Source organism: Iodidimonas sp. MBR-22, from assembly GCF_029946565.1.
GTDB classification, from domain to species: domain Bacteria; phylum Pseudomonadota; class Alphaproteobacteria; order Sphingomonadales; family Rhodothalassiaceae; genus Iodidimonas; species Iodidimonas nitroreducens.
Window position 1 is genome coordinate 19,516 of record NZ_JARKVQ010000012.1, and the last position, 25,226, is coordinate 44,741.

The window sequence follows — 25,226 nt, forward strand, 5'->3', positions numbered from 1 at the left end:
CGATGCTTGTCAGCCTTGAATATGCCGATCCTTATTTGCATCTTAATGATGGAACAGAAAAAAATCGTGAATTCAGGATTTTAAATGACCCAACAAGCGCATCCACATCCCGATCATGCCTGTTGCGCGGCTGCATCCAAACAGGCTTCGAGCAAAGCCCCTGAAAACGGCAAGGATGATCCATCCGCAGATGCCGTTTATACCTGCCCGATGCATCCTGAAGTCCGCCAGCCCACGCCCGGATCATGCCCCATCTGCGGCATGGCTTTGGAACGATCCGGACTACCCGCAGGGGAAGAGGCCGATAATCCCGAACTGATCGATTTCAAACGCCGCTTTCTTGTGGGGGTGGCGCTGTCCTTGCCGGTTCTGGTGCTGGCCATGGGGCCGATGCTGGGCCTGCCGATCCGCGATTGGCTGGACACAAGCCTTGCCCTGTGGCTTGAAATGCTGCTGGCAACCCCGGTGATTTTTTATTCCGGCTGGGTGTTCCTCAAGCGCGGGGCGATATCCTTTAAAACCGGCCATCTCAATATGTTCAGCCTGATTGCCATCGGGGTGCTGGCGGCCTGGGGCTTCAGCGTGGTGGCGGTATTGGCACCAGAGGTCTTCCCGCCGGGCTTTCGCGGGGTCGATGGCCATGTGGGCGTTTATTTCGAGGCCGGGGCGGTGATCGTGGTGCTGGTTTTGCTGGGGCAGATATTGGAATTGGGGGCGCGGGATCGCACCGGTGCGGCGCTTTCGGCCCTGCTTGATCTGGCCGCCAAACAGGCTTCGGTGATCCGTGCGGATGGCCGCGAGGAGATGATCGCCATCGAAGATGTGGCCGTGGGTGATCATCTGCGCGTGCGCCCCGGCGAAAAAGTGCCCGCCGATGGGGTGGTGATCGAAGGGCGATCATCGGTTGATGAATCGATGATCACGGGGGAAGCCGTGCCGGTCGAGAAAACAGCGGGCGATCCGGTCACGGGGGCGACCCTCAATGGCACCGGCGCGCTGGTGATCGAGGCTAAAAGACTAGGCGAAGACAGCACGCTGAGCCAGATTGTTGAGATGGTTGCGAATGCGAGGCGGTCGCGCGCGCCCATTCAAAAACTGGCCGATGCGGTGGCGGGCAAATTTGTGCCTGCGGTGATCGGGGCATCTGTTTTGGCCTTTATTGCTTGGGCGGTTTTCGGGCCATCCCCGGCTTATGCCTATGCGCTGGTTTCGGCGATTGCGGTTTTGATCATTGCCTGCCCCTGTGCCCTTGGTTTGGCCACCCCGATGTCGATCATGACCGCGACCGGGCGCGGCGCCGAGGCGGGGGTTCTGATCCGCAATGCCGAAGCGCTGGAGCGCTTTGCCAGGGTTGATATCCTGATCCTTGATAAAACCGGCACGCTGACCGAAGGCCATCCAAAGCTGATGGGGATCGAGGCCGGAGCCGATTATAAGGAGCAGGATCTTTTACATTTTGCCGCAAGCCTTGAACGGGGATCGGAACATCCGCTGGCCGAGGCTATCGTGAAAGGAGCCATGGATCGCGGGCATGAACTTTCCAAAGCGGTGGATTTTGAAGCCATCACCGGCAAAGGCGTGAAAGGCCGGGTGGATGATCATGATATTGCCTTGGGCACGGCCCTTTTGCTCGATGAATTGGGGCTTAAGGCCGATGATTGGTCTGCCCGGGCCGACGCCCGGCGCGATGAGGGCGAAACCGTGATGTTTGTGGTGATCGATGGGGCTGTGGCGGGATTGGTGCGCGTGGCCGATCCGGTGAAGGAAAGCACGCCCGCAGCCCTTACCGCCTTGCATAAACTGGGGTTCAGGATCGTGATGGCGACGGGCGATCATCAGCGCACGGCCAAAGCGGTGGCCGGAAAGCTGGGGATCGATGATATTCGTGCCGAGGTATTGCCGGAAGATAAGGCCCGCATCATCAAGGATTTTCAGGCTCAGGGCCATCGGGTGGCCATGGCCGGGGATGGGGTGAATGATGCCCCGGCCCTGGCGCAGGCCGATGTGGGGATCGCCATGGGCACCGGCGCTGATGTGGCCATCGAAAGTGCCGGGATCACCTTGGTAAAGGGCGATCTGAACGGGATCGTGCGGGCCCGAAGATTGGCCTTGGCGACCATGCGGAATATTCGCCAGAATCTTTTTTTCGCGTTCATCTACAATGGTTTGGGTGTGCCCGTGGCGGCGGGGGTGCTTTATCCGTTTTTTGGGTTTTTGCTCTCCCCCATGGTGGCGGCAGCGGCCATGAGCCTGTCATCGGTTTCGGTGATCGCCAATGCCTTGCGGCTCCGCACCGCAAGGCTGTGATTGGCAAATCTATGACGGTCAATTTATGATGGGTGTTTTTTGACCTGCCAGCTTCCGCGCTTCTTTTCGATCAGGCCGAAAATTATGTAAAGCACGGTGAGCACACCCAAAAAGGCGGCCAAGGATTGCCAAACGGCATCGGGATTATTTTCAACCACAAAAGGCTCGATCAGCAAGGCAGAGAGAAACTGCCCCATGAACATGGCTGTGGTCACGAGCCCCACGGCCATGCCCCGGCGGCTGGGGGCGGTAAAAGACATGATCCAATCGCTTTGATTAGGGATAAAAAGCCCAAATCCAATTCCGGCAATCAACATGCCGAGCAAAGTTGAATAATAGCCGGGCATCAAGGTGAGGATCAGATAGCCAAGCCCCATGGTGCCAAAGACCAAAGCATAGATCGATGTGTAATTGAGCCGTGATTTGACCTTGTTATACCATATCGAAACCAGCGCCCCCATGCCATTGGCCACAACCACGGCCCAGCTGAAATAAAGCGGCGAAAGCCCGAATTTATCTTCGTAAAAAAAGCGTAATTGCACGGGCGTCACAAAAAACAACGCAGAAGCCAATGTAGCGGAAATGAACACGAACAAGGCCGGGCCTTTGGGGATGGCCTCGAGCTTGTAGGCGGCCCGGGATGCTATGGTGGATGGGCCTTTTTCGGGCATGCTTTCGGTAATTTTGAAAATCACGAAGGGCAAAAGCACGAAGCTCAGCAAATAGCCCAGAAAGGGCGATTGCCAATCCAGTTCGGCCAGATAGCCACCGATGAGCATGAAACCAAGGCCGCCGAATTTGACCGCCGAACCCTGCCAGCCCAGAAATTTCTTGCGTTCTTCGCCCACAAAAAAATCGCCAACCATGGCAACGGTGGATGTTTTGATCCCGGCAATGGCAATGCCAAGGATGGCGCGGCCGACGAACATGAACAGGAAGCTATCGGCCCAATAGGTGGAAACGCCACTGATGCCGAAAACCACCAAAGAGACATTGAGCAGGGATTTCCGCCCCCAGCGATCGCAGATCCAGCCGGTAACCGGTGCCCCGATGATAATGAACAAAGCGGGCACCGAAAGCAGCACGAATTTAACCAGAAAGCGCGGCCCGGTTTCCCCAAAAATGGCTTCTACAAGAGCCATGATGGCCAGCGCGAAAGGCTCATTCTGTGCCTGATCGGTAAAGGCTTCGACGATCCCGGTCATGGCGGGGGCCGCCAATGGGGTGGACAGCAGCGCCACGGCTGTGGCCAGCAGGATGGTGATTTTTCCGACGAAGGAAAGCGGCGGCAGATCGCTGGATTTGGCCCCTGTCATCATATGTCCCTTATGGTTTATGTTATGGATGCGTGCCCGCCCTGATGGGGTCAGGCGGCACGGGTTTATCTTCATCGATTGACGTTCGGCCTTCTGGCCATGGCGTTTTTGAGCTTTTCGGCGGTCAGGGGCAAAGCGCGCAAACGTACCCCGCTTTTATCCATGATCGCATTGGCAAGGGCAGCGGCCATTGGGCCTTGCGCCACTTCACCAGCCCCCAATGGCGGGCTATCGGGGCGATCGATGAGGGCGATTTCGATGGTGGGGATCGTCTCGAAGCCAAGGATCGGATAGCTTGCCCAATCGCGGCTCATTACCTGATCATTCTTGAAATCAATGGCTTCGGAAAGGGTCCAACTCATGGATTGCATCAAACCGCCTTCTATCTGATTGCGCAGGCCATCGGGATTGATCACCTCGCCGCAATCAACGGCGGCATAGATATGCTCGACAGCGATGGCCCCGCTTTCGGGATCGACATCGATGATCGCACTACAGGCAAGATAGCCCCCGAAATTCTTGTAGCGGGCAAAGCCCATGCCATAGCCCTTCCCGGGCCGTTTAGCAGACCAGCCGGCAAGCTCTGCACAACGCGTGATCACCGTGCGGGCGCGCGCATCCTGCAAATGCTGAAGACGCAGGGCAAGGGGATCGAGATTGGCAAGATGGGCCAGCTCATCAATGAAGGATTCGATGGCAAAGACATTGGCATAAGCCCCCAGCCCGCGCAGCGCCCCCACCCGCAAAGGGGATTGCGGAATGAAATGCTCGGTAATCCTTGCCCCGGCAAAATCATAAAGCGGCACAGCATTGCGCCCAAGCCCGCCTCTCGGCTGTGGCGTATTATAGGGGGGTGGCGCTGGAATGGGATTGCCGATCATCTGGGCACTGAGCAGATTGCCCCCGCGCCCGGGTCCGGTGCGGGTGCTGTGGGGGAACCCATGAACATCAAAGCGCCAATCGCCGATTTTTCCTGTGATCTGGCCCCCATTTTGGGTTTGGTCATCGATCCGGGCGGATAAGGTCATGACCATGGCTGCCCCATAAGGTTCGCGCAGGAATTCATCATCGCGCATATACTGCAGGCGGACCGGCTTTCCCCCGATAGCCCGACAGATGAGGGCGGCATCGAGTGCCGCATCATCGGCGGCATTCTGACCATAGCAGCCAGCCCCTTCGGCATGGATCACATGGATCGATTCCTGGGGCATGGCAAGGACTTCTGCCAAACCGGCCCGCAGCGGGAAAACACCTTGGGTATGGCTCCAGATGGTGAGAACACCCTTGTTCATGCGGGCCAGTGCGCAGGATGGGGCGAGGGAGGCATGGGCCTGGAAAGGGCGACTATAGCGGGCCTGATGCTGGGCCGCTGACTTCAGCCCATCGGTCGCCATCAGGTTTCTGGCCAAGCGTTGCGGGGTGATATCATGGGCCTGAGCCAGGGGATGGTCGAGGATGAACTGATCAAGATCCTCTATCGCTGGCAAGGGATCGGGACGGGTCCATCGGCAGCTTTCCTTTAAAGCCGCAGCGGCCTTCACCGCTTGATATTCCTGCCTGGCCACCAGCGCCAGAAAGCTGCCATCATGGATGATCGCTTCGATCCCCTTCCATCCATCCAGAACGGCGGGGTCATGCTCGATCAGCCGGGCATTAAGGGATGGCGGGCTGATGATGCGGGCGTGCAGCATTCCGTCAAGGCGGATATCCTGAATGAAACTTGGATGCCCAAAGACTTTATCCTCCAGATCAATCCGTGGCATCGAGGTGCCGCAGATTGCCCGGCGCGCAGGGTTCAGGGGGGTGGGATGCCCTTTGGCCCTGCCTTCGGCTCTGGTGATGAAGGGGGATTGTTGTGCCAATGTCCAATAGCTGATGGAACCGCCAGCCCCGGTGATCAGGCCATCTTTTACGCGCAAAGTCTCGATTGGGGTTTTGAGATGCGCGGAGGCCAGTTCGAGCAGCAAGGCACGCAATTCAGTGGCCACCTGCCGGATGGCCATGCCACTTTTTTCAATCGACAAAGAGCCGGATGTGAAGCCCTCATTGGGAGTATTGGCGGTATCGGCAGAAATTATATCCACATGATCGGGGGTAATCTCAAGGGCATCGGCAGCGATCTGCACAAGGGCTGTGAGGATGCCCTGGCCCAATTCCGCTTTACCGGTGAACAACGAGACCCGATCATCGCCATGGATTTTGATCCAGCTGCTGAGGGCGGGATTATCCGCCAAAGAGCCGATCAATGAACCGGGTGGGGAAGACGCGGGATCGGAAGGCTGCCCGGCCTCCCCACAAGCAGAGAGCGGGAGGGAAAAGGCCATCACAATGCCCGCACCGGCGCTGGCCCCCCGGCTTAAAAGCGCCCGGCGGCTGATGGCTTTATCTGGGGTCATCATGGTCTAGTTCCCCTTTTGGGGTGAAGGCCGACAAAACAGCCGCTAAAATGCGCTGTTGAGTGCCGCAGCGGCACAGATTGCCCGCCAGGGCGGTGCGGATTTCCTCTCGTGTGGGGGCAGGGTTCTGCCCTGATAAAGCGGCGGCGGTCATGATCATGCCATTGGTGCAAGTGCCGCATTGGGCCGCCTGATAGGTGATGAAAGCCGATTGCAGGGGGTGGGGCGCATCCTTGCTCCCCAAGCCTTCAAGGGTGATGACCGTGCTGTTTTGAACAGCAGAGAGGGGTGTGATACAGGATCGGGTGGCCCGACCATCCACCAGCACTGTGCAGGCACCGCATTGACCAAGCCCGCAACCGAATTTCGGACCCGATAAACCCAGATGATCGCGCAATACATAAAGCAGCGGCGTTTCGTCATCGCAGGCGATATCCGGCTTTTTGCCATTGATCGTCAGCCTTGCCATAGAAAGCCCCTTCTAATGCGCCTCTTCTAAAAAGTAACGCAAACGTTTGTGCCTTGGCATCTTAGCACAGCCCCCGAAATGTTCAAGAGCAGGATAACGGGCTTTTAAATGGGGAAATGGTCGTGAGGGGGAATGGTCGGGGAGACAGGATTCGAACCTGCGACCCTCTGCTCCCAAAGCAGATGCGCTACCAGGCTGCGCTACTCCCCGACAGCGCCGTTCATAAGGCGCATCAAAGCCCAGCGCAAGGGGCGATCTGCGCTGATCGCTCTGGAAAATCTCAAGGCTGCGGTTGGTCGGGCTTGGTTTCAGTCTCCAGATTGCCAAAAATAGCATGACGAACCAGATCGCCGGGCTTGATCCCAAGCTTTTGGGCCGTTCCCTGATTAAGCTCCAAAACGCCTAAAACCCGGCCGCGAGACTGCACCGGCGGGCTGATTTGATGCGGGATGCCCGGCTCGATATTGGCAATCCGCCCATCAGAGCGGATAAAAATCAGATCAAGGGGCAGAAAGGTATTTTTCATCCAGAAGCTGGCGCGCACCGGCATGCCCATATCAAAAAGCATGCCTTCATTTTCGGGCATGTCCCGGCGATACATCAGCCCGATGGTGCGTTTCTCCTCGTCATTGGCCAGTTGCACGGAAAAATGCACTGGCCCCTGATCGGTTTCGATCAAAAGATCCGAAAGGGGCAGGGATTGCGGCTCCTGGGCGCTGGCATATGACAAAGGCGCCAAAAGCAGCAAAAGACCAAGCAGAAAAACGCGCGCCTGCAAGGCATTGGGCAAGGCATGAGAAGGTCGGCGAAGACGGGCAAAAAAGGACATGTTCAGATCCATATGGGCGCTTTGCGGCGCTGATTTCAATCGGCAGGGGGCAGGATATGGGTCACAAGCGGGCCGCGCTCGCTGTGGCCCAGAATGGCTTTCACCTTTTGGCCGGGAAAAAGTTCCAGAAATCCGGCCTGCCGCACGGTTTCCATATGCACGAAAATATCCTGATAGCCATCACCTTGCGAAACAAAGCCATAGCCCTTTATGCGATTGAACCATTTGACCGTGCAATCAATCGGATCATCGGCAGATTTTGGTGGCGGCGGATGATCATCCATCTGCCGAGGTGGGGAGTGCCGGATAAAACCATCCCGATGGTTGATCTGTTCATCATCGGGGGATCGTGCGGTGGACAGATCAAGGGTGATCACTCGCACGGCCTGCCATCCTCGCGCCTGTTTTGCCGCCTTGCAGACAACGCTGGTGCCTTCGGGAACCGACCGCCGCCCCACATCGCGCAAGACCGAAAAATGCAGCAGGATGTCCCCTTTATCGTCATCGGTTTCGATGAAGCCAAAGCCTTTCATCGCATCGAACCATTTGACAACGCCGCTCACCGTAACGGCCGATGCCTCGATATCCTTTAAAGGCTTGTGCCCAAGAGGTGCCATCCTCTGCTTCCCTCATCACGTCTATCTGTTTATTAAATATTATCACCAGAAAAAAGAATGCTGCAATCCTCAAGACAAAGCCAAGGCTTTGTAATCAGCGAGAAAGCGCTTAAATCATAGCGCGTGATTGTATTGAGCCGGATGATGGGGCTCATCAGCCGGGCTTGATGGGCCTTCAAGCCTTGCTCGGGATCTGCCTTGATGGGCTCAGCTTTTTTGGGAGCGAGCGATGAAATTAAGTGGTGAAACGGTTATAAAAGCCCCGCGCGCGATTGTGTGGGATGCCTTGAATGATGAAACCCTGCTGATCGAATGCATTCCGGGGTGCGAAGCTTTGGAACGCATCAGCGATGATGAACTGGCGGCAGCGATCACCGCGAAAGTGGGGCCGGTCACGGCAAAATTCAAAGGCGAGGTGCGCCTTGAGAATGTCAATCCGCCGCTGTCTTATACTCTGATCGGGCAGGGCAAGGGGGCGGCGGGCTTTGCCCGGGGCCGCGCCGATGTGGCTTTGCATGGGCTATCGGATGATCAAACCCGCCTTGATTGGTCGGCAGAGGCCAGCATTGGCGGTAAGCTGGCACAGATGGGGGCGCGGTTGATCGATAGCACCGCCAAAAAATATGCCGAAGGATTTTTCAGCAGTTTTTCCGCCCTGACCGAGGCGCGCGCCGCCCAAGCCCGTGAGGCCGCGGTGCCTGATGATGAAGGTACGGCGCAGGCCGAGATGATCGGAGACCAGCCCCCATCGCCAGAATTGGGGTCAAAGCTTCAACCAAAGCTTCGGAAAGGGCTGCCCTCATGGATATGGGTTTCGGTTTTGCTGCTCATGATCCTGGCCGTGCTTTATGCCTATGGGGCTTGAGATCATGACAGCGCAGCATGATTTCGGGCCGGATCACGGTAGGGGGGCGGATGATCCGCTGGTTCATGGGGTGGCTTGGGCGGAACAGGACCATGGCGTGGCACTGGCGACGGTGATTTCCACATGGGGATCGGCCCCGCGCCCGGTGGGCAGCCAGCTTGTCATTCGCGATGACGAAGCGTTTGAAGGCTCGGTATCGGGGGGCTGTGTGGAAGGGGCGGTGATCCTTGATGCCCTTGATGTGATGAAAAGCGGCGTGCCGAAAATCGTTGAATTCGGGGTGGCCGATGCCACCGCTTTTGAGGTGGGGCTGGCCTGCGGCGGGCGGATCGCCATTTTTATCGAGCCTTTATCCCTGAAAAGCGATGGCTTTAAAGCGGCCAAGGCCCTGCTGGCGGCAAAAAAAGCCCGGCGCAGTCTTGTTCGGCTGATTGATCTCAGGCAGCAAAAATCATGGCTGTTTGATCTGGCAGATGGGCCGCCATCCGACCTTGCCACGCTTTTTTCCGGCACGACGCTGGATCAGGCCCTGCATTCGGGGCGGTCGCAGTTAATCGAAGAGGACGGCCAGCGCCTGTTTTTCCAGATCGAGCAACCCGCCCTGCGGCTTTATCTGATTGGTGCCGTGCATATCGCCCAGGCTTTGGCCCCCATGGCAAAAGCGGCAGGCTATGATGTGACGGTGATCGATCCGCGCGGGGCTTTTGCCACCAGCGCCCGCTTTAGCAATGTCAGGCTTTTGGAAGCCTGGCCTGATGAGGCTTTGTTGGCCGAGCGCCCCGATGAACGATCCGCTGTGGTTACGCTGACCCACGATCCGAAACTGGACGATGCGGCGCTCAGGGTGGCGCTCGACTCAAAAGCCTTTTACATCGGTTCCCTAGGCAGCCGAAAGACCCATAAAGCACGATTGGAACGACTTTCTGCTGATTTTGGCAAGAATGACACACTTTTAAGAATATGCGGGCCCGTTGGGCTTGCAATCGGGGCGCGAACACCGGCAGAAATCGCCATTTCCATCATGGCTCAGATGACCCAATATCTGCGATCAGGCCCGGAGAACCCGATTCCCCCTGCGGCGGGGCAAAAGGAGGCCTGATGGCCGGTTTGTCCTCAGAGTCTCATTCTGTTCCCTGCGCTCTTCTTGCGGCTGGCCTCTCCCGGCGTATGGGCGGGCCGAACAAACTTTTAGAGGATTTGCACGGGCATCCGGTGCTGGCACATAGCGTTGCGGCTGCCCTTGAGGCCGATATTGGCCCGGTGTGGGTGATTGTGGGGCATGAAGCTGAAAGCGTGCGGGCAGCCCTTGCGGCCTATCCCGTGCAGATTGTGGATAATCCCGATCATGGGCAGGGGCTTTCCACCTCGATCCATGCGGCCATGGCCCTTGTGCCAGCAGATAGCTTGGGCCTGATGATCCATCTGGGGGATATGCCGCTTGTGCGGGCCGCCACCATCCGGGCGATTTATAATGAATTTTGTAGGGCAAAGGCCGGGTTGAAGGCTGCCGGGATCATCGCCGCAAGGCCGATGGCCGCCGGGCGCGCGGGCAATCCGGTGCTGTGCGGGGCGGCGATGTTTGATGATCTCCGCCGCCTTGAAGGGGATCAGGGGGCAGGGGCGTTGCTTCGCTCCAAGCCCGATGCGCTATTGCAGGTGGCGGTGGATGATCCCGCCATTCATTGGGATGTGGATGATCCCGAAGCCCTCAGACGGGCGTGGATGACGATGGATCAGATGGAGAGAGAGAGGAAGGCCCCGGGCTGATGGGTGTGCGGCGGTTTTTTTTGGCCGCTTCGGCTTCGGCCCAGATCCGTTTCAGGGCATCGAACATGCTGTTGCGGCTGGCCTTCAGATAAAGCCGATTATCGGGCAATTCAGCCACCAGCTTGCGATGGGCCGCACCCAGAGCATGATAGGGCAGGGATGGAAACAGATGATGGGTGGCATGATAGCGCAGGCCCACCGGCGCCCATAAAGGGGTCCATAAAGGATTGCCCGGCACATTCACGCTGTCGAGAAATTCTTCGGCCGTGCTCATGGGCTGATCGCCGGGATTGCGATAGGCATGGGCACACAGGGTGCGCAGGGAATTGAACAAAAACACCAGAACCGTCACCACATACCAGATGGCAAGGGCGGCCAGCGGCAATATCCCGTTGATGAACAGGATGGTAAAGCCGATGGCGGTGAGCATGGTGGCGGCTTCCTGCCAGGCCCAGCTTTTATCATCGCGCTTGGCAGGCGGCGGGCGTTCATAGCTCATATCGATGGTCAGCGATGAGGCACGGGCCCACAGCCAGCGCCGCAAAGGTGGCAGCAGATAGCTGATCGGGGTGAGAATGAGAAAGCGCCCAACAAATAAAAGCGGCAAAAAGAACGACAGCAAAACATAGCCGATCAGCTTCAGCCCCGAGCCGGTGGCAAAGGGGACATATTCACCATCTTCATGGGTGCCGTAAATCTTGCGCAGATGATGATCGGTATGTACGCCGGAATAGGTATAGGCCGGCACCAGCATGGGAAAGCCGCACAGAATATTCCATGCCAGACGAAAAAATTTAAAGGTACCGCGCTTTAAATGCGCCAGTTCATGAATGAAGATCACCGCCCGATAGAGGGCAAAGGTGGCGATGAAAATGGCAGTAAACTGCCCGGCGCTGAAGCTGGGGGCGATCACGGCATAGATGAAGGCCGCCCAGCCAAGGCCAGCGCTGAACAGGAAATCCGCCCAGTAAATGAGGGGCTTTGGCCGCGCCAGACCCTTGACGATCTCGCGCGCTTCTTTCAGCGGAAAGTCCTGCTCCGGGGCTTTCAGTTCGGTATCTTGCCGTGCCATATCATTCTTCCAGATCCATCATCGCCCCGGCTTTATGGCCATCCCGGCGATATTGCAATCATTAAGGGCCCCTTGCGTCCTTTTCAAGGCCGTGGAGCAATCGGCGCGAAATGAACACAGAACGAGGGATCAATCGATGCTGATGGCGATTTTGCCAAAATGTTTGCGGCTGATCATATGCTGATAGCTTTGGGGCAATTCAGGATAGCTGAATATGCGATCATCCAGAACCGGCCTGATCTGATGATGGCTGAAAAAACGGTTCATATTGATCTGCATATCGCGGCTGCCCACGCTGATGCCCTGAAGCTGCGCATGTTGCATGAATAAAAGGGGCAGGGTCAAATCGGTTTTGATCCCGCTCAAAACCCCGATCGAAGCGATGCGCCCGCCGATCCGAATGGATCGCAGGGCCTGTTCCAGCGTTCCCGCGCCGCCCACTTCGATCACATGATCAACGCCCCGGCCATCGGTCAGGTCGCGGACGTTTTTGCTCCATTGCGGGTTGGTTTTGTAATTGATCGTTTCATCGGCCCCTAAAGCCCTGGCGCGCTCGAGCTTTTCATCGGATGATGAGGTGATAAGGGTGCGCAGCCCCATGGCATGGGCGATTTGCAGGGCAAAGATCGAAACCCCGCCGGTGCCTTCAATCAGCACGCTTTCCCCCGGTTTTGCCGGGCAATCCTCGACCAGCGCCGCCCAGGCCGTGAGGGCCGCACAGGGCAGGGTGGCGGCTTCCAGATCGCTTAGATAATCAGGCGTTTTCACAAGGCCCAAAGCCGGGAACACCCGCCAATAGGATGCAAGGCCGGGGGTTTCCCCCGCCCCCAAAGCATGGCTCAGGCGCTCCCGATCAGGCGGTCCCGCCTGCCAGCCCTGATGAAAAACGCTGCTCACCCGATCCCCTATCTTCAGATCGCGCACATTTTCCCCCACCGCTTCGACCACGCCCGCCCCATCGGACAGGGGGATGAGGGGCAAAGGCTGTTTGCCGCCATACATGCCATGCACGATCAGCGTATCGCGAAAATTCAGGCTGAGAGCGGTCATGCGCACCCGCACCTCATCTGGGCCGGGATCGATGGGGTGGCAGGGCTTTTGCGCCAGATGATCAAGGCCAAGACCGCCATCAAGCTGCCATTGGGTTTGGGTCATTCTAAATCCTCATGAAAAGATGGTTCACCCAATAAACGCGATCGGGCCGTTTCCTGATCGGGGCTATCGATGATTTTCTGCGCCAGATCAAAAGAGAACCCGGCCCGGGCAAAAGAGGCAACTTCCCTGTTTCGGCGGTTTAGCGCCGCTTTCCTGTCCTCTGGCTCTCTATCGGGCTTTTCTTTGCCTGATCGCCCCCAGGGGCCAAGGCGTTTTTTGCGGGCATGGGTGAGGGCGGCCTCGGCATCAGGATGCAGATCGTCATCTGTGTCTGCCATCAAGAAGGAACCCGCCGCATCGGCTTCCTGCATTGCCTGTTCGATCAGATCATCAGGGATGAAGCGGGATTTGAGCCATTGGCGAATGGCGCGGGACGATTTCCCCTGCCGCCGCAAACCATTCACCCGGGCGCGGGCATAGGCTTCATCATCAATCAATTCAAGGCGAATGCATTTTTCCACCAGATCATCGATCCACCCCGCTTGTTCTGTGCTCAAGGGGGCAAAATCATCATTGCGGCGTCTGATCTTGCCTTCCAGCACCCGCTTCAAATTGCCGCTGGAACTGGCAAAGCGTTCCAGATAATGATAGGCCGCCTTTTCCAGCCTTTCCGCCGTCATTGGCTTTAAGGGGCGCTGGGGCTTTAAGGGGCGCTGGGCGCGGGGATCGGTTCGGCCTGAGGCGGGCCCTATGCTCATTCGCTTTTTCATGGCCCCAGCATGGCGCACAATCCGGCCTGAAGACAAGATCAGCTAGAAATGGATTATCGTGAAACCGATCAATGCCCCAAAACCGGCTGATTTCATGGGGCTTGCGCTCCTTGCACTGTCCTGGGGGTCGTCTTTCTTTTTTGTGGAATTTGCCCTGATCAGCTTTGGTCCGCTGGCTATTGCCGCCATCCGCATCAGCATTGCCGCCTTTTTGCTTGTTCTGATCGCCCGCATAAAGGGTCATCGCCTGCCGGATAATCGCAAGGATTGGGGCCTGCTGATTTTGGCGGGCGCTGTGGGCACCAGCATCCCGTTCAGCCTGATTGCCTGGGGGCAAACCCATATCAACAGCTCGGATGCCGCTATTTTGATGGCCTTTTCGCCTCTGTCCACCCTGTTTTTTGCGCATTTCATGACACGGGATGAAAAAATCACCGGCGGTAAGATTTTCGGTCTTTTGCTGGGTTTTATGGGCGTGATCATTCTGGTGGGGGGCAGTGAAGCCCTTGATCTTGATGGCGGGCTTTGGCCTGTTCTGGGCCGGGTCGCAGTGCTGACGGCCGCCCTTGGCTATGGTTTTTCCAGCCTGCTTTTGCGCAAGGCCAGCCGGATGTCGAGCTTTTCCAGCGCAGCCGGGGTGATGATCGTGAGCGCCGTGATGATCATCCCCTTTGCCCTTGTTTTCGATAATCCCTTGCAGCTATCGCATGTTGATATCCGCAGTCTTTTGGCAGTGATCTGGCTGGGGCTGATGCCTTCGGCGCTGGCGGTTCTGGTGCTGGTGATTTTGCTGGGGCGGATCGGGGCCACCTTTGTAGCACTCAATAATTATCTGGTGCCGGTGGTGGGCAGCCTGCTTGGCGTGTTTATTTTGGGGGAAGATTTTGGCCTGCTGCGGGGCTTTGGCCTTTTGCTCATCCTGTCGGGTATTTTGCTCACCCAATATGTGCAGCGCCGCCAATTACGCCGCCTGCGCAAAAGCTTATAAGCGGGGCCGGCATTATAAAGCGGCTAAAGCCTCGCACAAAAGGCCGATATCTTCATCATGATTGATATAATGGGGCGATAGGCGTAGGGCGCTTTCAATCCCCCGGGCTTCCAGATCAAGACGCGTGTGCATCACCGATGCCACCTGCACGGCGATATTGCGCTGCTCAAGGGCCACTTTGATCTCTTGGGGGGAGAGCCGATCATGCTGGCAGGTGATGATCGCCGAATGCTTGTGGCCCGGATCGGTCAGGCGAAAGCCCGGCAGATCGTGCAGCTTTTGCCGCAGTTTGCGGGCCAGCATCTGGCTGCGATCCGATGCGGCCTTCACGCCAATGTTCAGCAAATAGCGAACCGCCTCGGCCAACCCAAGCTGGGCCGCCACATTGCGCTCCCATGCCTCCATCACCTGCGCATCGGTGCGAAGCTGGTAGCTGTGGGCGGAAACCCAAAGCGCTGCCTGATTGGTCAGCATCACCGGTTCGAGCCGGGATTGCAGGCTTTTGCGGATATATAAAAATCCGCTTCCCCGTGGGCCGCGCAGAAATTTGCGGCCGGTGGCGGTGAGCATATCACAGCCGATGGCCTCGACATCGATGGGCAATTGCCCCACCGATTGGCAGGCATCAAGCAAAAAGGGGATATGATGGCGGCGGGCTAATTTGCCCACTTCATGCACAGGATTGATCTGCCCCGATGATGAGGGAACATGGCTGATAGCGATCACTTTCACGCGATCATCAAGGGCCGCTTCCATTGCTGCCAGATCCAATTCGCCTTTCTCATCGGGGCCGATCACGATGATCTCGATCCCCGATTTTTGCTGCCGATCAAGCAGGCTGACGAAATTCGAGCAATATTCGTTGAAGGCGGTGACGACCTTGTCGCCGGGGCCGAGTTTCAGGCTGTAGAAAGCCCGCCCCCAGGCATCGGTGGCGCTGGGCAGGATGGCAATCTCGGATGGCTGGGCATGGATCAGCTGGGCAATCAGGCTATAGCTTTCGGCCAGTTCGGCGCTTTTGCGTTCCTGTGCCACATAGCCGCCAAGCCTTGATTCCAATTCCAGATGATCGACCATGCATTGCACCACCGGGCGCGGCATCAGCGATGATCCCGCATGATCGAAATGCAGCCGGTTTTCCATGCCCACAATATCGGCGTGGATCCTGTCCATATCCAGATTATTGGATGGGTCGTTGTTCCGTTGGTCATTCGGTGGATTGGTCATGCTTTGGTCATATTTCCCATTTAAGCGGCCTCATCAATAAGATGTAGGCAGACAAAAAGCTTGCGGATCATCTGCACTCTCTTGTATTTGAGCTTGAGAGTGATTGGAAGCCATGCTTGCTATCGGGCAGGATCGGCTTGCTTTCTTTCCGATTTTTGACAGTTGTATCGATCCGGCTCCTCTATCCTTATCATGATCCAAATCTGAGGCTTTTCATTGAATTTGACGGCTTTAAAAGAAACCCATGGCGCGACAGAGCTATTGCCAACCCCGACGCAGGATAATCTTCCGCGTCGCTTTGGTGATTTTCCAACCCTGATCGATGCTTTGGAATATGCGGCCTTGGGCGCACGCGGGGTGAATTTTTATTCGGCGCGCGGGGATCTTCTGGTCTCGGCGCGCTATGCCGATCTGCGGGCACGGGCGGAAAAAATTGGCCGCAAGCTGATCGCCATGGGTTTTGCGCCGGGCGACCGGGTGGCTTTGATCGCCGTTACCCATGTTGATTTCGTGGCCTTTTTCCTTGGTTGCCAATATGCCACGGTGCTGCCGGTGCCCTTGCCTTTGCCCACGTCATTTGGGGGGCGGGATGGCTATATCAGCCAATTGCACACCCAAATGGAAAGCTGCCGGGCCAGTGCCATCATCGGCCCCGATGCCATGGATGATTTCGGCAAAGCGGCGTCTGCGGGATTGGGCCTTAAATTCTGCGGCTCTTATGAAGATTTCGATGCTTTGCCGGTTGATCTGGATGGGCCTTTTGCCGATAGCGATGGCCAGCCGATCCGGCCCATGGCGGGTAGCCTTGCCTATTTGCAATATTCTTCCGGCTCCACGCGTTTTCCCCATGGCATTGCCATCACCCATAAGGCGCTGATGGCCAATTGTGCGGGCCAGGGCCGGGATGGTGTGCGGCTTATTGATGATGATCGCTGCATTTCCTGGCTGCCTTTTTATCATGATATGGGCCTTGTGGGCACCTTGCTCACGCCGATTGCCAATCAGGTTTCGGTTGATTTTCTGGCCACCGAAGATTTTGCCAGACGGCCGATGCAATGGCTTGGCCTGATGTCGCGCAATCGCGGTACCATCACCTATAGCCCCAGCTTTGGCTATGATATCTGCGCCCGGCGGGTAGGTAATGATCAGTTAAAAGAGCTTGATCTCTCGGCCTGGCGGGTCGCGGGGATCGGGGGCGATATGATCCGCCCCGAAGTGATCCGCCGTTTTGCCGATATCTATGGTCCGGCGGGATTTAAGCCCACCACATTCGTACCCAGCTATGGCCTTGCGGAATGTACCCTTGCGGTGAGCTTCGCGCCAATCGGCCGGGGGATGGAGGTGGATCTGGTCGATGAGCGGGTGTTATCGGGGGAATATGACGGCAGTATCAAGGTTGCCCGGCATTTTGATGCAACCTCTGATGCCTTGAAGGGGGCTGCGGGGGCGGCGCTCAAACATCATGAGGTCCAGGGCACACGCTATCGCGAGATCGTTAATTGCGGCATTCCTTTGCCGGATTATGACATTGAAATCCGCGATGAGGATGGCGCCGTTCTGGGTGAACGCGAAATTGGCCGCATCTATGTGCGCGGTGCCAGTGTGATGACCGAATATTTCGGCGATCCCGATACCACAGCGGCGGTTTTATCGGAAAGCGGCTGGCTTGATACCGGCGATATGGGCTATATGGGCGAGGGTGCGCTTTATGTGATTGGCCGCGCCAAGGATATGATCATCATCAATGGTCGCAATCATTGGCCGCAGGATATTGAATGGGCGGTGGAGCAATTGTCCGGGGTGCGCAGTGGTGATGTGGCCGCTTTGTCTTTGCCCGGCCCGGATCATCTGGAAATCGCCACGGTGCTGGTGCAATGCCGCTTGCGCGAAAGCCATGAACGTCAGGCTTTTGTTGAGCAGATCAAAAAGCAGATTCTTAGCGTTACGGGTGTGCAGTGCCGGATCGAACTGGTGCCGCCGCGTTCCTTGCCGCGCACCTCATCGGGCAAGCTGAGCCGGTCGAAGGCGCGACAGCAGTTTCTGGCTGGCAGCCTTATTGCCCTTGCATACTGATCCCGGGGGTCCGGTGTCTTCTGTTTCCGCCCCAGATGCGCCTTTCAAAAGGGTTGCGGTCACCGGCGGAACCGGGTTTTTGGGCCGTCATCTGATCACTGCCTTGCTTGGTGCCGGTTTTGATGTGCGTGCTTTGGCACGGTCTGCGCCTCCTGCCGGGCAGGCAAAGTCGGCACATGTGCGATGGATCATCGGCTCATTGGAGCAACCCGCAGCCCTTGAAGCTTTGGTGGATGGAGCCGATCTGGTGCTGCATCTGGCGGGGCTGGTAAAGGCCCGGCGGGCATCGGATTTCATGGCCACCAATCGCGATGGAACAGCAAAGCTTTTGGCGGCGATTGTCAAAAAAGCACCGCAGGCGCGGATCATTCATGTGTCAAGCCTGGCGGCCCGGCATCCCCATCTTTCCCCCTATGCGGCCAGCAAACAGGCCGCAGAGCAGCTTTTGCAAGAAGGCCCGGCAGCAGACCTGCCGCGCCTGATCCTGCGCCCGCCGGGCATTTACGGGCCGGGGGATATCGAGATTTTGAAGCTTATCCGCACCGCCAGAGGGGGGCTTTTGCCCGCCCCGATTTCGGTTGATCATCGGGTATCCCTGATTTATGCCCCTGATCTTGCCGCATTTTTATGCGCCCTTGCCAAACAGGGAACCGGAGAAAACGCTAATCTGGGCGATGCCGCGTTCTGGTCGGGCAGCATATGGGAGATCGATGATCAAGCCTGCGGGGCTGATGGGCGGGGCGGCTATGATTATCGGGATCTGGCGGCTATTTTGTCAGCGCTTTTGCGGCGGCGGGTGCGGGCAGTGCCGGTGCCAAAGGGGCTTTTGTCGCTGATCGGCGGTGCTGGGGATGCTTTTTCAAAGCTGAGCGGTCAGCCGCTGATCATCAGCCGTGGCAAGATGCGCGAATTGGCCCATGGGGATTGGGTGGCGCGGCCCTTGCCACCGGCTTTGGCCGATCTTATGCCGCGTCCGCGCGATTTTAAGGCCGGGCTGGCTGAGACCCTGGCTTGGCTGAAGCGGGGCGATTAGCCCTGTTTTTTTCAGCTGAGGGCCTTTATATGGCATGAAGGGCAGTGGCAGGCTTTGCCAAAAGGCTTTTAGGCGCGGTTGATATTTTGATAGTTGATGAGGACCATGCAGCGATGAGCAATAAAGATTTGACCAACAAAGACATCTATGAGCGTATTTGCAGGATCGTTGCCCCTTTCAATCAGAAAGATGTGTCGCTTTTCCCGGCCACAAGCTTTGCCAATGATCTGGATTTCGATTCACTGACGGTGATGGATCTGGTTGCGGCCATCGAGGATGAGTTTGATATTGTTTTGCCCTTGAATATGTTGCCCGATCTGGAAACCATTCAGCAATTGAGCGATGCTGTCGAAAAGATCATCAAAAGGTAATCATCTCATGGATTTGCTCGATAAATTTGATCCCCTGATCGCCGAGCGCGCCCGGATGGGCGATAGCCAGCCCGATCCCCTGAATATCGTGATGGATGAAATGCTTTCGGCCACCGAAGCGATGATCGGTGGTCGCAAGATCATTCTGGCCGGCACCAATAATTATATGGGCATGACCTTTGATCCCGATGCCATCGAAGCCGCGAAGGATGCCTTGGATGCCTTTGGTACCGGCACCACCGGCAGCCGTATTCTGAATGGCACCTATCAGGGCCATAAAGCGCTGGAACAGGCGCTGATGGATTTTTATGGCATGGATCATGCCATGGTCTTTACCACCGGCTATCAGGCCAATCTGGGGATGATCTCCACCTTGGCCGGGCGGGGCGATTATGTGATCATCGATGCCGATAGCCATGCCTCGATCTATGATGCCTGCGCCATGGGGAATGCGGATGTGCTGCGTTTCCGCCATAATAGTGTCGAGGATCTGGAAAAACGCCTGAAAAGGCTGCCCGCCGAGAGTGCCAAGCTCGTGGTGCTGGAAGGCATTTATTCGATGCTGGGGGATCGCGCGCCTTTGCGTGAATTGATCGCGGTGGCCAAGGCGGCTGGCGCGCAGGTTTTGGTGGATGAAGCCCATTCCATGGGGTTTTGCGGTGAAACCGGGCGCGGCGTGGCGCAGGAACTGGGGGTTGAGGATCAGGTTGATTTCATCGTTGGCACCTTTTCCAAAAGCGTTGGCACCGTGGGGGGCTTTTGTCTTTCAAACCATCCGAAATTCGAGGTGCTGCGCTTTGCCTGTCGCCCTTATATGTTCACCGCATCACTGCCGCCATCGGTGGTGGCGTCGGCGATCAGCTCCATTCGCTCGTTGAAAAATGCCCATAACAAGCGGGCGCATCTGTGGGGCAATGTGGAACGCCTGCACAGTGGCCTGAAAAATCTGGGCTTTAATTTGGGTACCGAAAGCGTTGAAAGCCCGATTGTTGCGGTGTGTCTGGAAACGCAGGATCAGCTTTTTGGCATGTGCCGGGCTTTGCTGCTGGAAGGGGTTTATGTGAATGTTGCCCGCCCACCCGCAACGCCTACGGGGCTTTATCTGTTGCGGTGCAGCTTAGGTGCCGGGCATAGCGCTGATCAGGTGGATCGCATTCTGGAGGCCTTCAAGGCGGCGGCGCACAAGCTTCAATTGCCGCTCAACGAAAAGCCCCGCGCCGCTTCAGCTTCAGAAAATGCAAAAGCCCCGCAAGCACGGGATGCCGCCGTTGCCACGGGCTGACGACCAGCTTCACGCCTGAATGGCGCTCGATCTTCCAGGCCAGATAATCGATGCCGCCATCAAAGGTGGCGCTGGCCTTGATCAGGCGCAGAAAGGTGATGATCTTGCCAGCCAGCCGCCGTTTTGCCCAGGTGCGCCTGGCCCGGGTGCGGGCGGTATCCGAAAATTTTTGGATCATGATCGGCTTGCCATTTTCATCGCGGCCATAAGCGATGCCCAAACCATCCAGCGCCGGTGCAAAAAAGCGCTGATAGCGCGTGGCATCCAGTGCATAAAGCTCTGCGCCCTTGCCGGGCGGTTCGGATCGCAATTCGGCGCCATAGGTGTGGGCAAAAGCCTTGGGCCAGATCCGATCCGGCCCATCCCCATGGCTGCACAGAGGCAGGGTGGCCCCCAATGTGGTGCGAATGGCCTGCGCCACCGCTTTGGTCATATCGGGCAGCACCCGATCATCGCGGGGGATGAGCAGCGCCAAAGGCTGGGCAAAGCGCGCCCATAAAGAAACGGTGCGGCATTCGGGGCGGACCAGTTGATGGAGATGATCGCGGCTGATGATATTGTATTTGCTGCGGATGATCTGGCCATCATATTGGCATTCATCATAAAAAACATTGGGGGGCAGCCATTGATTGGCTGCGGCCAGCCAGCGTTTATCATAGGCTGAGGGATAATCGCTGACGATCACATAAAAATCGAGGATTTTGTCAGCTAAAAGCCCGGTGCGCAGACATGATCCATAAAATAAAACACCCAAAACGCAGGATCGTTCAGCATCGGCCCCCTGAAGCCGGGCTGCAGCATGGCGGGCGGCGGCCAACACCGCTTCGGGCTGAGGGCGGCACAATTCGGCGGCAATCAGGCTTTCCAGCCGCTGATCGGCATTGGAACCCGCCGATGGATGGGGGTCGGTCCTTGTCAGTGATGTGTTCATGGCCGGTTTATGGCCCTAGAGGCGTAAAAAATTCAATGATTTTTCGCAATCAAGGTGGATCGGTTTGCCCGGGGTGGGGGTATAGATTTCCCCATCCAGGGTCACCGGATCATCCCCATCGATGAGCATATGATCAGTGCGCGCGGTATAAACCCCGGCTACTTTTCCCTGATGAAAACGTCTGGTCAAAAGGGCAAGCAAGGCTTGGCGCATCACCCCGGGCCGGGAATCGATAATCGCCGTTTTCAATCCGCCATTGCCCTCTCGGCCAAAGGGACGCAAACCCATGATCAGCCGGGAGAGGGTGGTGACGAGGATGAGATAAAATTCGCCATTATAACGCTGTTCAGTGCCCATGCTGATCGTGGTTTGGCCCGAGCGCAAAGGCGACACTTCTTTGCTGAAAGCGGCCTTTAAAATCAGCCGCATTATAGCCAGAGCATGGCCGAGCCGGGTGGGAAGCTTGCTTTGATGAATATGGGTGCGGCTCCATAAAATGCCTTTGATCACCGCAGCACCGCCAAAAAACATCCCATAGCGGGGGGGCTTGCCATCCGCCAGATCAAGGGCGATCAGATTTCGTTCAACCAGATGTTTTTTTAATTTGCCCCGGCGCACGGTTTTGATCACGCGCTTGAGCACGCTGGCCGGGCTGCCTTTGCATTTCAGATCATCGGCAATGAGATTGGTTTTGCCGCCGGGCAAAATGGCGATGGGGGGAATGATGGTGAAGGGCTGATTATTGATGATATGGGTGAGTGTTGCCTGAATGGTGCCATCGCCGCCATTGATGATGAGCAAAGCCACACCGGCATCGGCCATCAATTGCAGGCCTTCGGGCAGGGCGGCGATATCGTCGAATTCATAATGAAACAGATGCGGGCTTTGACCGATCACCGACCGCACCCGATCGAGCTGCTCGCGATTGGTGCTGCTCACACAATTGGAGATAATACCGATCAGGGCCTGCGAGGGCCGGTGGCTTGTTGCTGAAAGAGATTGTTGCCGCATCTGTGGTCTGTCGCTTCCTCGGTCGATTAAGGTTTATCAGGTACAAAAATCGAAAGTGGCCTCTACCAATCTGTGCATAAAGCAGATGACTGCAAATGCAACAGGGTTGAGGCATAGGGATCGCTTTGCTTTTAAACCTCTGCTATAGCCTTTGAAGGGCTTTGATCCGGCGGCAAAAGAGAAAGAGCCTTTCGCGCCTTGCTCGGGTGTTCATGATAAGATCTTCGTGTCATAAATATGTTGAACTGCTGTTTGCTCATAATTAAAGCCCTTTTACCAGCCTTTTCCGGCCTTAATCACATGATCAGGCGTCAATCTCACGCTTTTCTGATCCCTATGGGTGCGCTGTTCGACCTGATTGCCTTTGAAGGGGGCTTTGATGCTGCCAGGATTTAGCCGTCTTGACTATTATGTGCTGCGCAAGGCGGCTGTGCCCCTGCTATCCACCGTGGTCATCACGGCCGCCCTGCTTTTGCTGGAGCGGATGCTGCGTTTGTTTGATTTCGTGGTCAATGAAAATGGCCCCATCGATATCGTGTGGCAGATGCTGGCGCATCTTGTGCCTCATTATATGGGGATGGCTTTGCCGGTTGGGTTGTTTTTGGGGACTTTGCTGGCGTTTCGCACCTTATCCTTGAACAGCGAACTTGATGGCATGATGGCCAGCGGTGCCGGTTTGCCCCGGCTGGTGCGTCCGATGGTTTTTTTGAGCCTGTTTCTGGCCTTGCTTGAATTTGGCCTTTTGGGCTTTGTGCAGCCCCATAGTCGCTATGAATATCGGCATCTGGATTTCGAGCTGCGCAGTGGGGCTTTGGGGGCCAGCGTTGATGTTGGGGAATTTGTGTCTTTATCGGATGGCCTGTTGCTGCGGGTTGGCGGCACCCAATCCGATGGGCAGGAACTGAAGGATATTTTTCTGCGGCGTGGGGTGGGAAGCGCGGAAGAAATCGTTGCCACCGCCAAGCGGGGCGCTTTTTTTGCCACCAATAATACGCAAACGGTTTTGTTGCGGCTTTATGATGGACGGCTGATCGATTTCGATCCGGGCAAGATAAAGCCCCGTGTTTTGTCCTTTGAATCCCAGGATATCGTCATCAACCTACCTGAAATCGAGGAATTTCGCCGCCGGGGTGGCGAAGAATTGGAAATGACCCTGCCCGAACTTTATTGGGCCATGCAGGGCACCATGCCCCAAACCGCCGCCACGAATGTGCAGCCAAACAAGGGCATCGCCCCCAAAGGGGCGGCGGCTCAGGAAATGGGCCGATCATCGGAAAAAAAGAGCGTGCAATCCGATGCACAAACCATGCAGCAGCGCTATCGGGCGACCTATCATTGGCGGGTAATCAATATTATGATTTTGCTGGTCATCCCCTTTCTGGCTGCGCCTTTGGGCCTGGCCAATAAACGAACCGGCGGGGCCGGGGGGCTGGTTGCGGGATTATCGGGGTTGATTGTGTTTAACGAATTTCTGGAAGCCGGGGAAAGATTGGTGGGTTTTGATGGCATGTCCCCTTATCTCGCCTTATGGGGGCCGTTTGCACTCTTTGCGGGTTTCAGCGGCTTTTTATTCTGGTCTTCGGTGATCCGCCCCGGGCGCGGGGCCGCCGGGATCATCGATCGCGGCTTTGAACTGATCCTGTGGCCCGTGCGGCGGGTTTTCGCGGCCATGAAAAGGGCTTGATGATGAGCATTTTGCGGCCATTGCGGCGCTATTTTCTGCCGTCCCGCACCATGGGGCGCTATATTGGCAAGGTTTTCTTCGTCCGCTTTCTGGGGCTTGTCATCGGGGTTGTGGTGGTGTTGCAGATGCTGGATCTGCTGGCGCAATCCGATGCCATTCTGGCCGCGCCGGGCAATGGCGATGCAGAATTATGGCGCTATATCGGCCTGCGCTTTCCCGAATTGCTGAGCCGCTTCATACCCTTCAGCGCCCTGCTTGCCGTGCTTTTGACCTTATCGAGCCTTTCCCAGCATAGCGAGATTGTGGTGATGAAGGCGTCGGGCATGTCGGCGCATCGCATTTTGCTGCCTTTATTGCTGGCATCAGCAGCGATTTCTGTGGTGCATTTCATTCTCGATCAAAAGCTGGTGGCCCCCTCCACGGCGGAACTGGAATATTGGAAGCGCTTTGATTATGCGTCGGATCTGCCCCCTGCACCCGATATTCTCGATGATCTGTGGCTGGTGGATGGCAATGCGCTGGTTTTGGTGAAGGCGGTCAGCCGATCGGGCAGCCGGGTTATTCTGGATAAGGTGACGATCTATCAGCGCAATGAACAAGGCCAGTTGGCCGGGATCGTGCGGGCCGATTTTGCCTGGCATACCGATGGCGCCTGGACCTTATATGCCGTACGCCGCTTTGATGCCGAAACCCACGCCATCACCACCGAGCCTTCTTTGCCCTGGACCCTGCAATCCCCACCGGAACGGTTTTTTTCCTTGCGCGTGATCCCCGAACAGCTTTCTTTCAGCCGCTTGGAAGAACAGATTGATCAATTAAAGGCGGAAGGCAAACCTGTGGCGGAACTGCAAGCCGCCCTTTATCAAAAAATTGCCGGTCCGCTGGCCACTTTGCTGATGCCGATTTTGGGGGCGATTGCAGGTTTCGGGGCGCAAAGGGGCGGCAAAATCTTTGCCCGCGTGGCTGCCGGAATGGGGCTTGGCTTTGCTTTTTTCGTGGCGGATAATTTCATGCTGGCGATGGGGAAATTCGGGGCCGCACCTGCCTTTCTGGCGGCTTTTGGCCCGATGCTGATTTTTACAAGCCTCGGGCTCGCCGTTATTTTCTATTCCGAGGAATGAGC

Annotated in this window: 22 protein-coding genes and 1 tRNA gene; 11 read left to right on the forward strand and 12 right to left on the reverse strand. The window is 56.8% G+C overall.

Annotated elements, in window-relative coordinates; all coding sequences use genetic code 11:
• The first annotated feature begins 84 nt into the window (after nucleotides 1-84).
• Nucleotides 85-2,307, forward strand: coding sequence for a copper-translocating P-type ATPase (locus QK300_RS09970; protein WP_281301594.1), 2,223 nt, complete (start codon nucleotides 85-87; stop codon nucleotides 2,305-2,307).
• 23 nt (nucleotides 2,308-2,330) lie between these two features.
• Here the strand turns inward: QK300_RS09970 and QK300_RS09975 are convergent, their stop codons facing one another.
• The 6 genes from QK300_RS09975 to QK300_RS10000 form a co-directional block, all read right to left on the reverse strand.
• The gene (locus tag QK300_RS09975; protein WP_281301593.1) at nucleotides 2,331-3,623 is read right to left on the reverse strand and encodes an MFS transporter; all 1,293 of its coding nucleotides are present in this window, start codon (nucleotides 3,621-3,623) and stop codon (nucleotides 2,331-2,333) included.
• A 71-nt stretch (nucleotides 3,624-3,694) separates the two neighbouring features.
• Entirely contained in the window at nucleotides 3,695-6,022 is a 2,328-nt protein-coding gene (locus QK300_RS09980; protein ID WP_281301592.1) for a molybdopterin cofactor-binding domain-containing protein, read from the reverse strand.
• On the reverse strand, nucleotides 6,006-6,488 hold the full coding sequence (locus tag QK300_RS09985) for a (2Fe-2S)-binding protein (RefSeq protein ID WP_281301591.1): 483 nt from the start codon (nucleotides 6,486-6,488) through the stop codon (nucleotides 6,006-6,008). The genes QK300_RS09980 and QK300_RS09985 overlap by 17 nt, the downstream gene beginning before the upstream one ends.
• Before the next feature lie 133 nt (nucleotides 6,489-6,621).
• Nucleotides 6,622-6,698 (reverse strand) — tRNA-Pro (locus QK300_RS09990).
• 70 nt (nucleotides 6,699-6,768) lie between these two features.
• Entirely contained in the window at nucleotides 6,769-7,317 is a 549-nt protein-coding gene (locus QK300_RS09995; protein WP_281301590.1) for a DUF192 domain-containing protein, read from the reverse strand.
• 35 nt (nucleotides 7,318-7,352) lie between these two features.
• The gene (locus tag QK300_RS10000; protein ID WP_281301589.1) at nucleotides 7,353-7,934 is read right to left on the reverse strand and encodes a cold-shock protein; all 582 of its coding nucleotides are present in this window, start codon (nucleotides 7,932-7,934) and stop codon (nucleotides 7,353-7,355) included.
• Between the two features lie 229 nt (nucleotides 7,935-8,163).
• Here QK300_RS10000 and QK300_RS10005 point away from each other — a divergent pair, with 229 nt between their 5' ends.
• Genes QK300_RS10005 through QK300_RS10015 form a run of 3 tightly spaced genes read left to right on the forward strand, consistent with a single transcriptional unit; the run spans nucleotide 8,164 to nucleotide 10,566 of the window.
• A complete protein-coding gene (locus tag QK300_RS10005) occupies nucleotides 8,164-8,799 on the forward strand; it encodes a carbon monoxide dehydrogenase subunit G (protein WP_281301588.1) in 636 nt (211 codons plus the stop codon).
• A 4-nt stretch (nucleotides 8,800-8,803) separates the two neighbouring features.
• A complete protein-coding gene (locus QK300_RS10010) occupies nucleotides 8,804-9,898 on the forward strand; it encodes an XdhC/CoxI family protein (RefSeq protein ID WP_281301587.1) in 1,095 nt (364 codons plus the stop codon).
• Entirely contained in the window at nucleotides 9,898-10,566 is a 669-nt protein-coding gene (locus QK300_RS10015) for a nucleotidyltransferase family protein (protein ID WP_281301586.1), read from the forward strand. Before QK300_RS10010 ends, QK300_RS10015 begins: the two co-directional genes overlap by 1 nt.
• Here QK300_RS10015 and QK300_RS10020 read toward each other — a convergent pair.
• The 3 genes from QK300_RS10020 to QK300_RS10030 form a co-directional block, all read right to left on the reverse strand.
• Nucleotides 10,508-11,638, reverse strand: a complete 1,131-nt coding sequence (locus QK300_RS10020) for a fatty acid desaturase (protein ID WP_281301585.1) — start codon at nucleotides 11,636-11,638, stop codon at nucleotides 10,508-10,510. The two genes, QK300_RS10015 and QK300_RS10020, sit on opposite strands and share 59 nt — an antisense overlap.
• A 129-nt stretch (nucleotides 11,639-11,767) precedes the next feature.
• The gene (locus tag QK300_RS10025; RefSeq protein WP_281301584.1) at nucleotides 11,768-12,793 is read right to left on the reverse strand and encodes an NAD(P)-dependent alcohol dehydrogenase; all 1,026 of its coding nucleotides are present in this window, start codon (nucleotides 12,791-12,793) and stop codon (nucleotides 11,768-11,770) included.
• On the reverse strand, nucleotides 12,790-13,491 hold the full coding sequence (locus QK300_RS10030) for a regulatory protein RecX (protein ID WP_281301583.1): 702 nt from the start codon (nucleotides 13,489-13,491) through the stop codon (nucleotides 12,790-12,792). The genes QK300_RS10025 and QK300_RS10030 overlap by 4 nt, the downstream gene beginning before the upstream one ends.
• Before the next feature lie 70 nt (nucleotides 13,492-13,561).
• On the opposite strand from QK300_RS10030, the gene QK300_RS10035 reads away from it, so the two are divergent.
• Nucleotides 13,562-14,491, forward strand: coding sequence for a DMT family transporter (locus tag QK300_RS10035; protein WP_281301582.1), 930 nt, complete (start codon nucleotides 13,562-13,564; stop codon nucleotides 14,489-14,491).
• Nucleotides 14,492-14,503: 12 nt separating this feature from the next.
• Here the strand turns inward: QK300_RS10035 and QK300_RS10040 are convergent, their stop codons facing one another.
• A complete protein-coding gene (locus tag QK300_RS10040; RefSeq protein WP_281301581.1) occupies nucleotides 14,504-15,718 on the reverse strand; it encodes an aminotransferase class V-fold PLP-dependent enzyme in 1,215 nt (404 codons plus the stop codon).
• A gap of 222 nt (nucleotides 15,719-15,940) precedes the next feature.
• On the opposite strand from QK300_RS10040, the gene QK300_RS10045 reads away from it, so the two are divergent.
• The 4 genes from QK300_RS10045 to QK300_RS10060 all read left to right on the forward strand — a co-directional run bounded on the left by QK300_RS10045 (nucleotide 15,941) and on the right by QK300_RS10060 (nucleotide 20,477).
• Complete coding sequence (locus QK300_RS10045) at nucleotides 15,941-17,791, forward strand: AMP-binding protein (protein WP_281301580.1); 1,851 nt, start codon at nucleotides 15,941-15,943, stop codon at nucleotides 17,789-17,791.
• A gap of 13 nt (nucleotides 17,792-17,804) precedes the next feature.
• Nucleotides 17,805-18,824, forward strand: coding sequence for an SDR family NAD(P)-dependent oxidoreductase (locus tag QK300_RS10050; RefSeq protein WP_281301579.1), 1,020 nt, complete (start codon nucleotides 17,805-17,807; stop codon nucleotides 18,822-18,824).
• A gap of 128 nt (nucleotides 18,825-18,952) precedes the next feature.
• Complete coding sequence (locus tag QK300_RS10055; RefSeq protein WP_348651871.1) at nucleotides 18,953-19,195, forward strand: acyl carrier protein; 243 nt, start codon at nucleotides 18,953-18,955, stop codon at nucleotides 19,193-19,195.
• A gap of 7 nt (nucleotides 19,196-19,202) precedes the next feature.
• A complete protein-coding gene (locus tag QK300_RS10060; protein WP_281301577.1) occupies nucleotides 19,203-20,477 on the forward strand; it encodes an aminotransferase class I/II-fold pyridoxal phosphate-dependent enzyme in 1,275 nt (424 codons plus the stop codon).
• Here QK300_RS10060 and QK300_RS10065 read toward each other — a convergent pair.
• Nucleotides 20,395-21,408: a hypothetical protein gene (locus QK300_RS10065; RefSeq protein ID WP_281301576.1), complete on the reverse strand. Its 1,014-nt coding sequence runs from the start codon at nucleotides 21,406-21,408 to the stop codon at nucleotides 20,395-20,397. The two genes, QK300_RS10060 and QK300_RS10065, sit on opposite strands and share 83 nt — an antisense overlap.
• 15 nt (nucleotides 21,409-21,423) lie before the next feature.
• Nucleotides 21,424-22,419 (reverse strand): diacylglycerol kinase family protein, encoded by a 996-nt coding sequence (locus QK300_RS10070; protein WP_281301575.1) that lies wholly within the window; start codon nucleotides 22,417-22,419, stop codon nucleotides 21,424-21,426.
• 379 nt (nucleotides 22,420-22,798) lie between these two features.
• Here QK300_RS10070 and QK300_RS10075 point away from each other — a divergent pair, with 379 nt between their 5' ends.
• Nucleotides 22,799-24,103: an LptF/LptG family permease gene (locus QK300_RS10075; protein ID WP_281301574.1), complete on the forward strand. Its 1,305-nt coding sequence runs from the start codon at nucleotides 22,799-22,801 to the stop codon at nucleotides 24,101-24,103.
• Nucleotides 24,104-24,105: 2 nt separating this feature from the next.
• Nucleotides 24,106-25,224 carry an LPS export ABC transporter permease LptG gene (gene lptG / locus QK300_RS10080; RefSeq protein ID WP_281320842.1) on the forward strand — a complete coding sequence of 373 codons (1,119 nt, stop codon included), beginning with the start codon at nucleotides 24,106-24,108 and terminating at the stop codon, nucleotides 25,222-25,224.
• Nucleotides 25,225-25,226 lie beyond the last annotated feature (2 nt).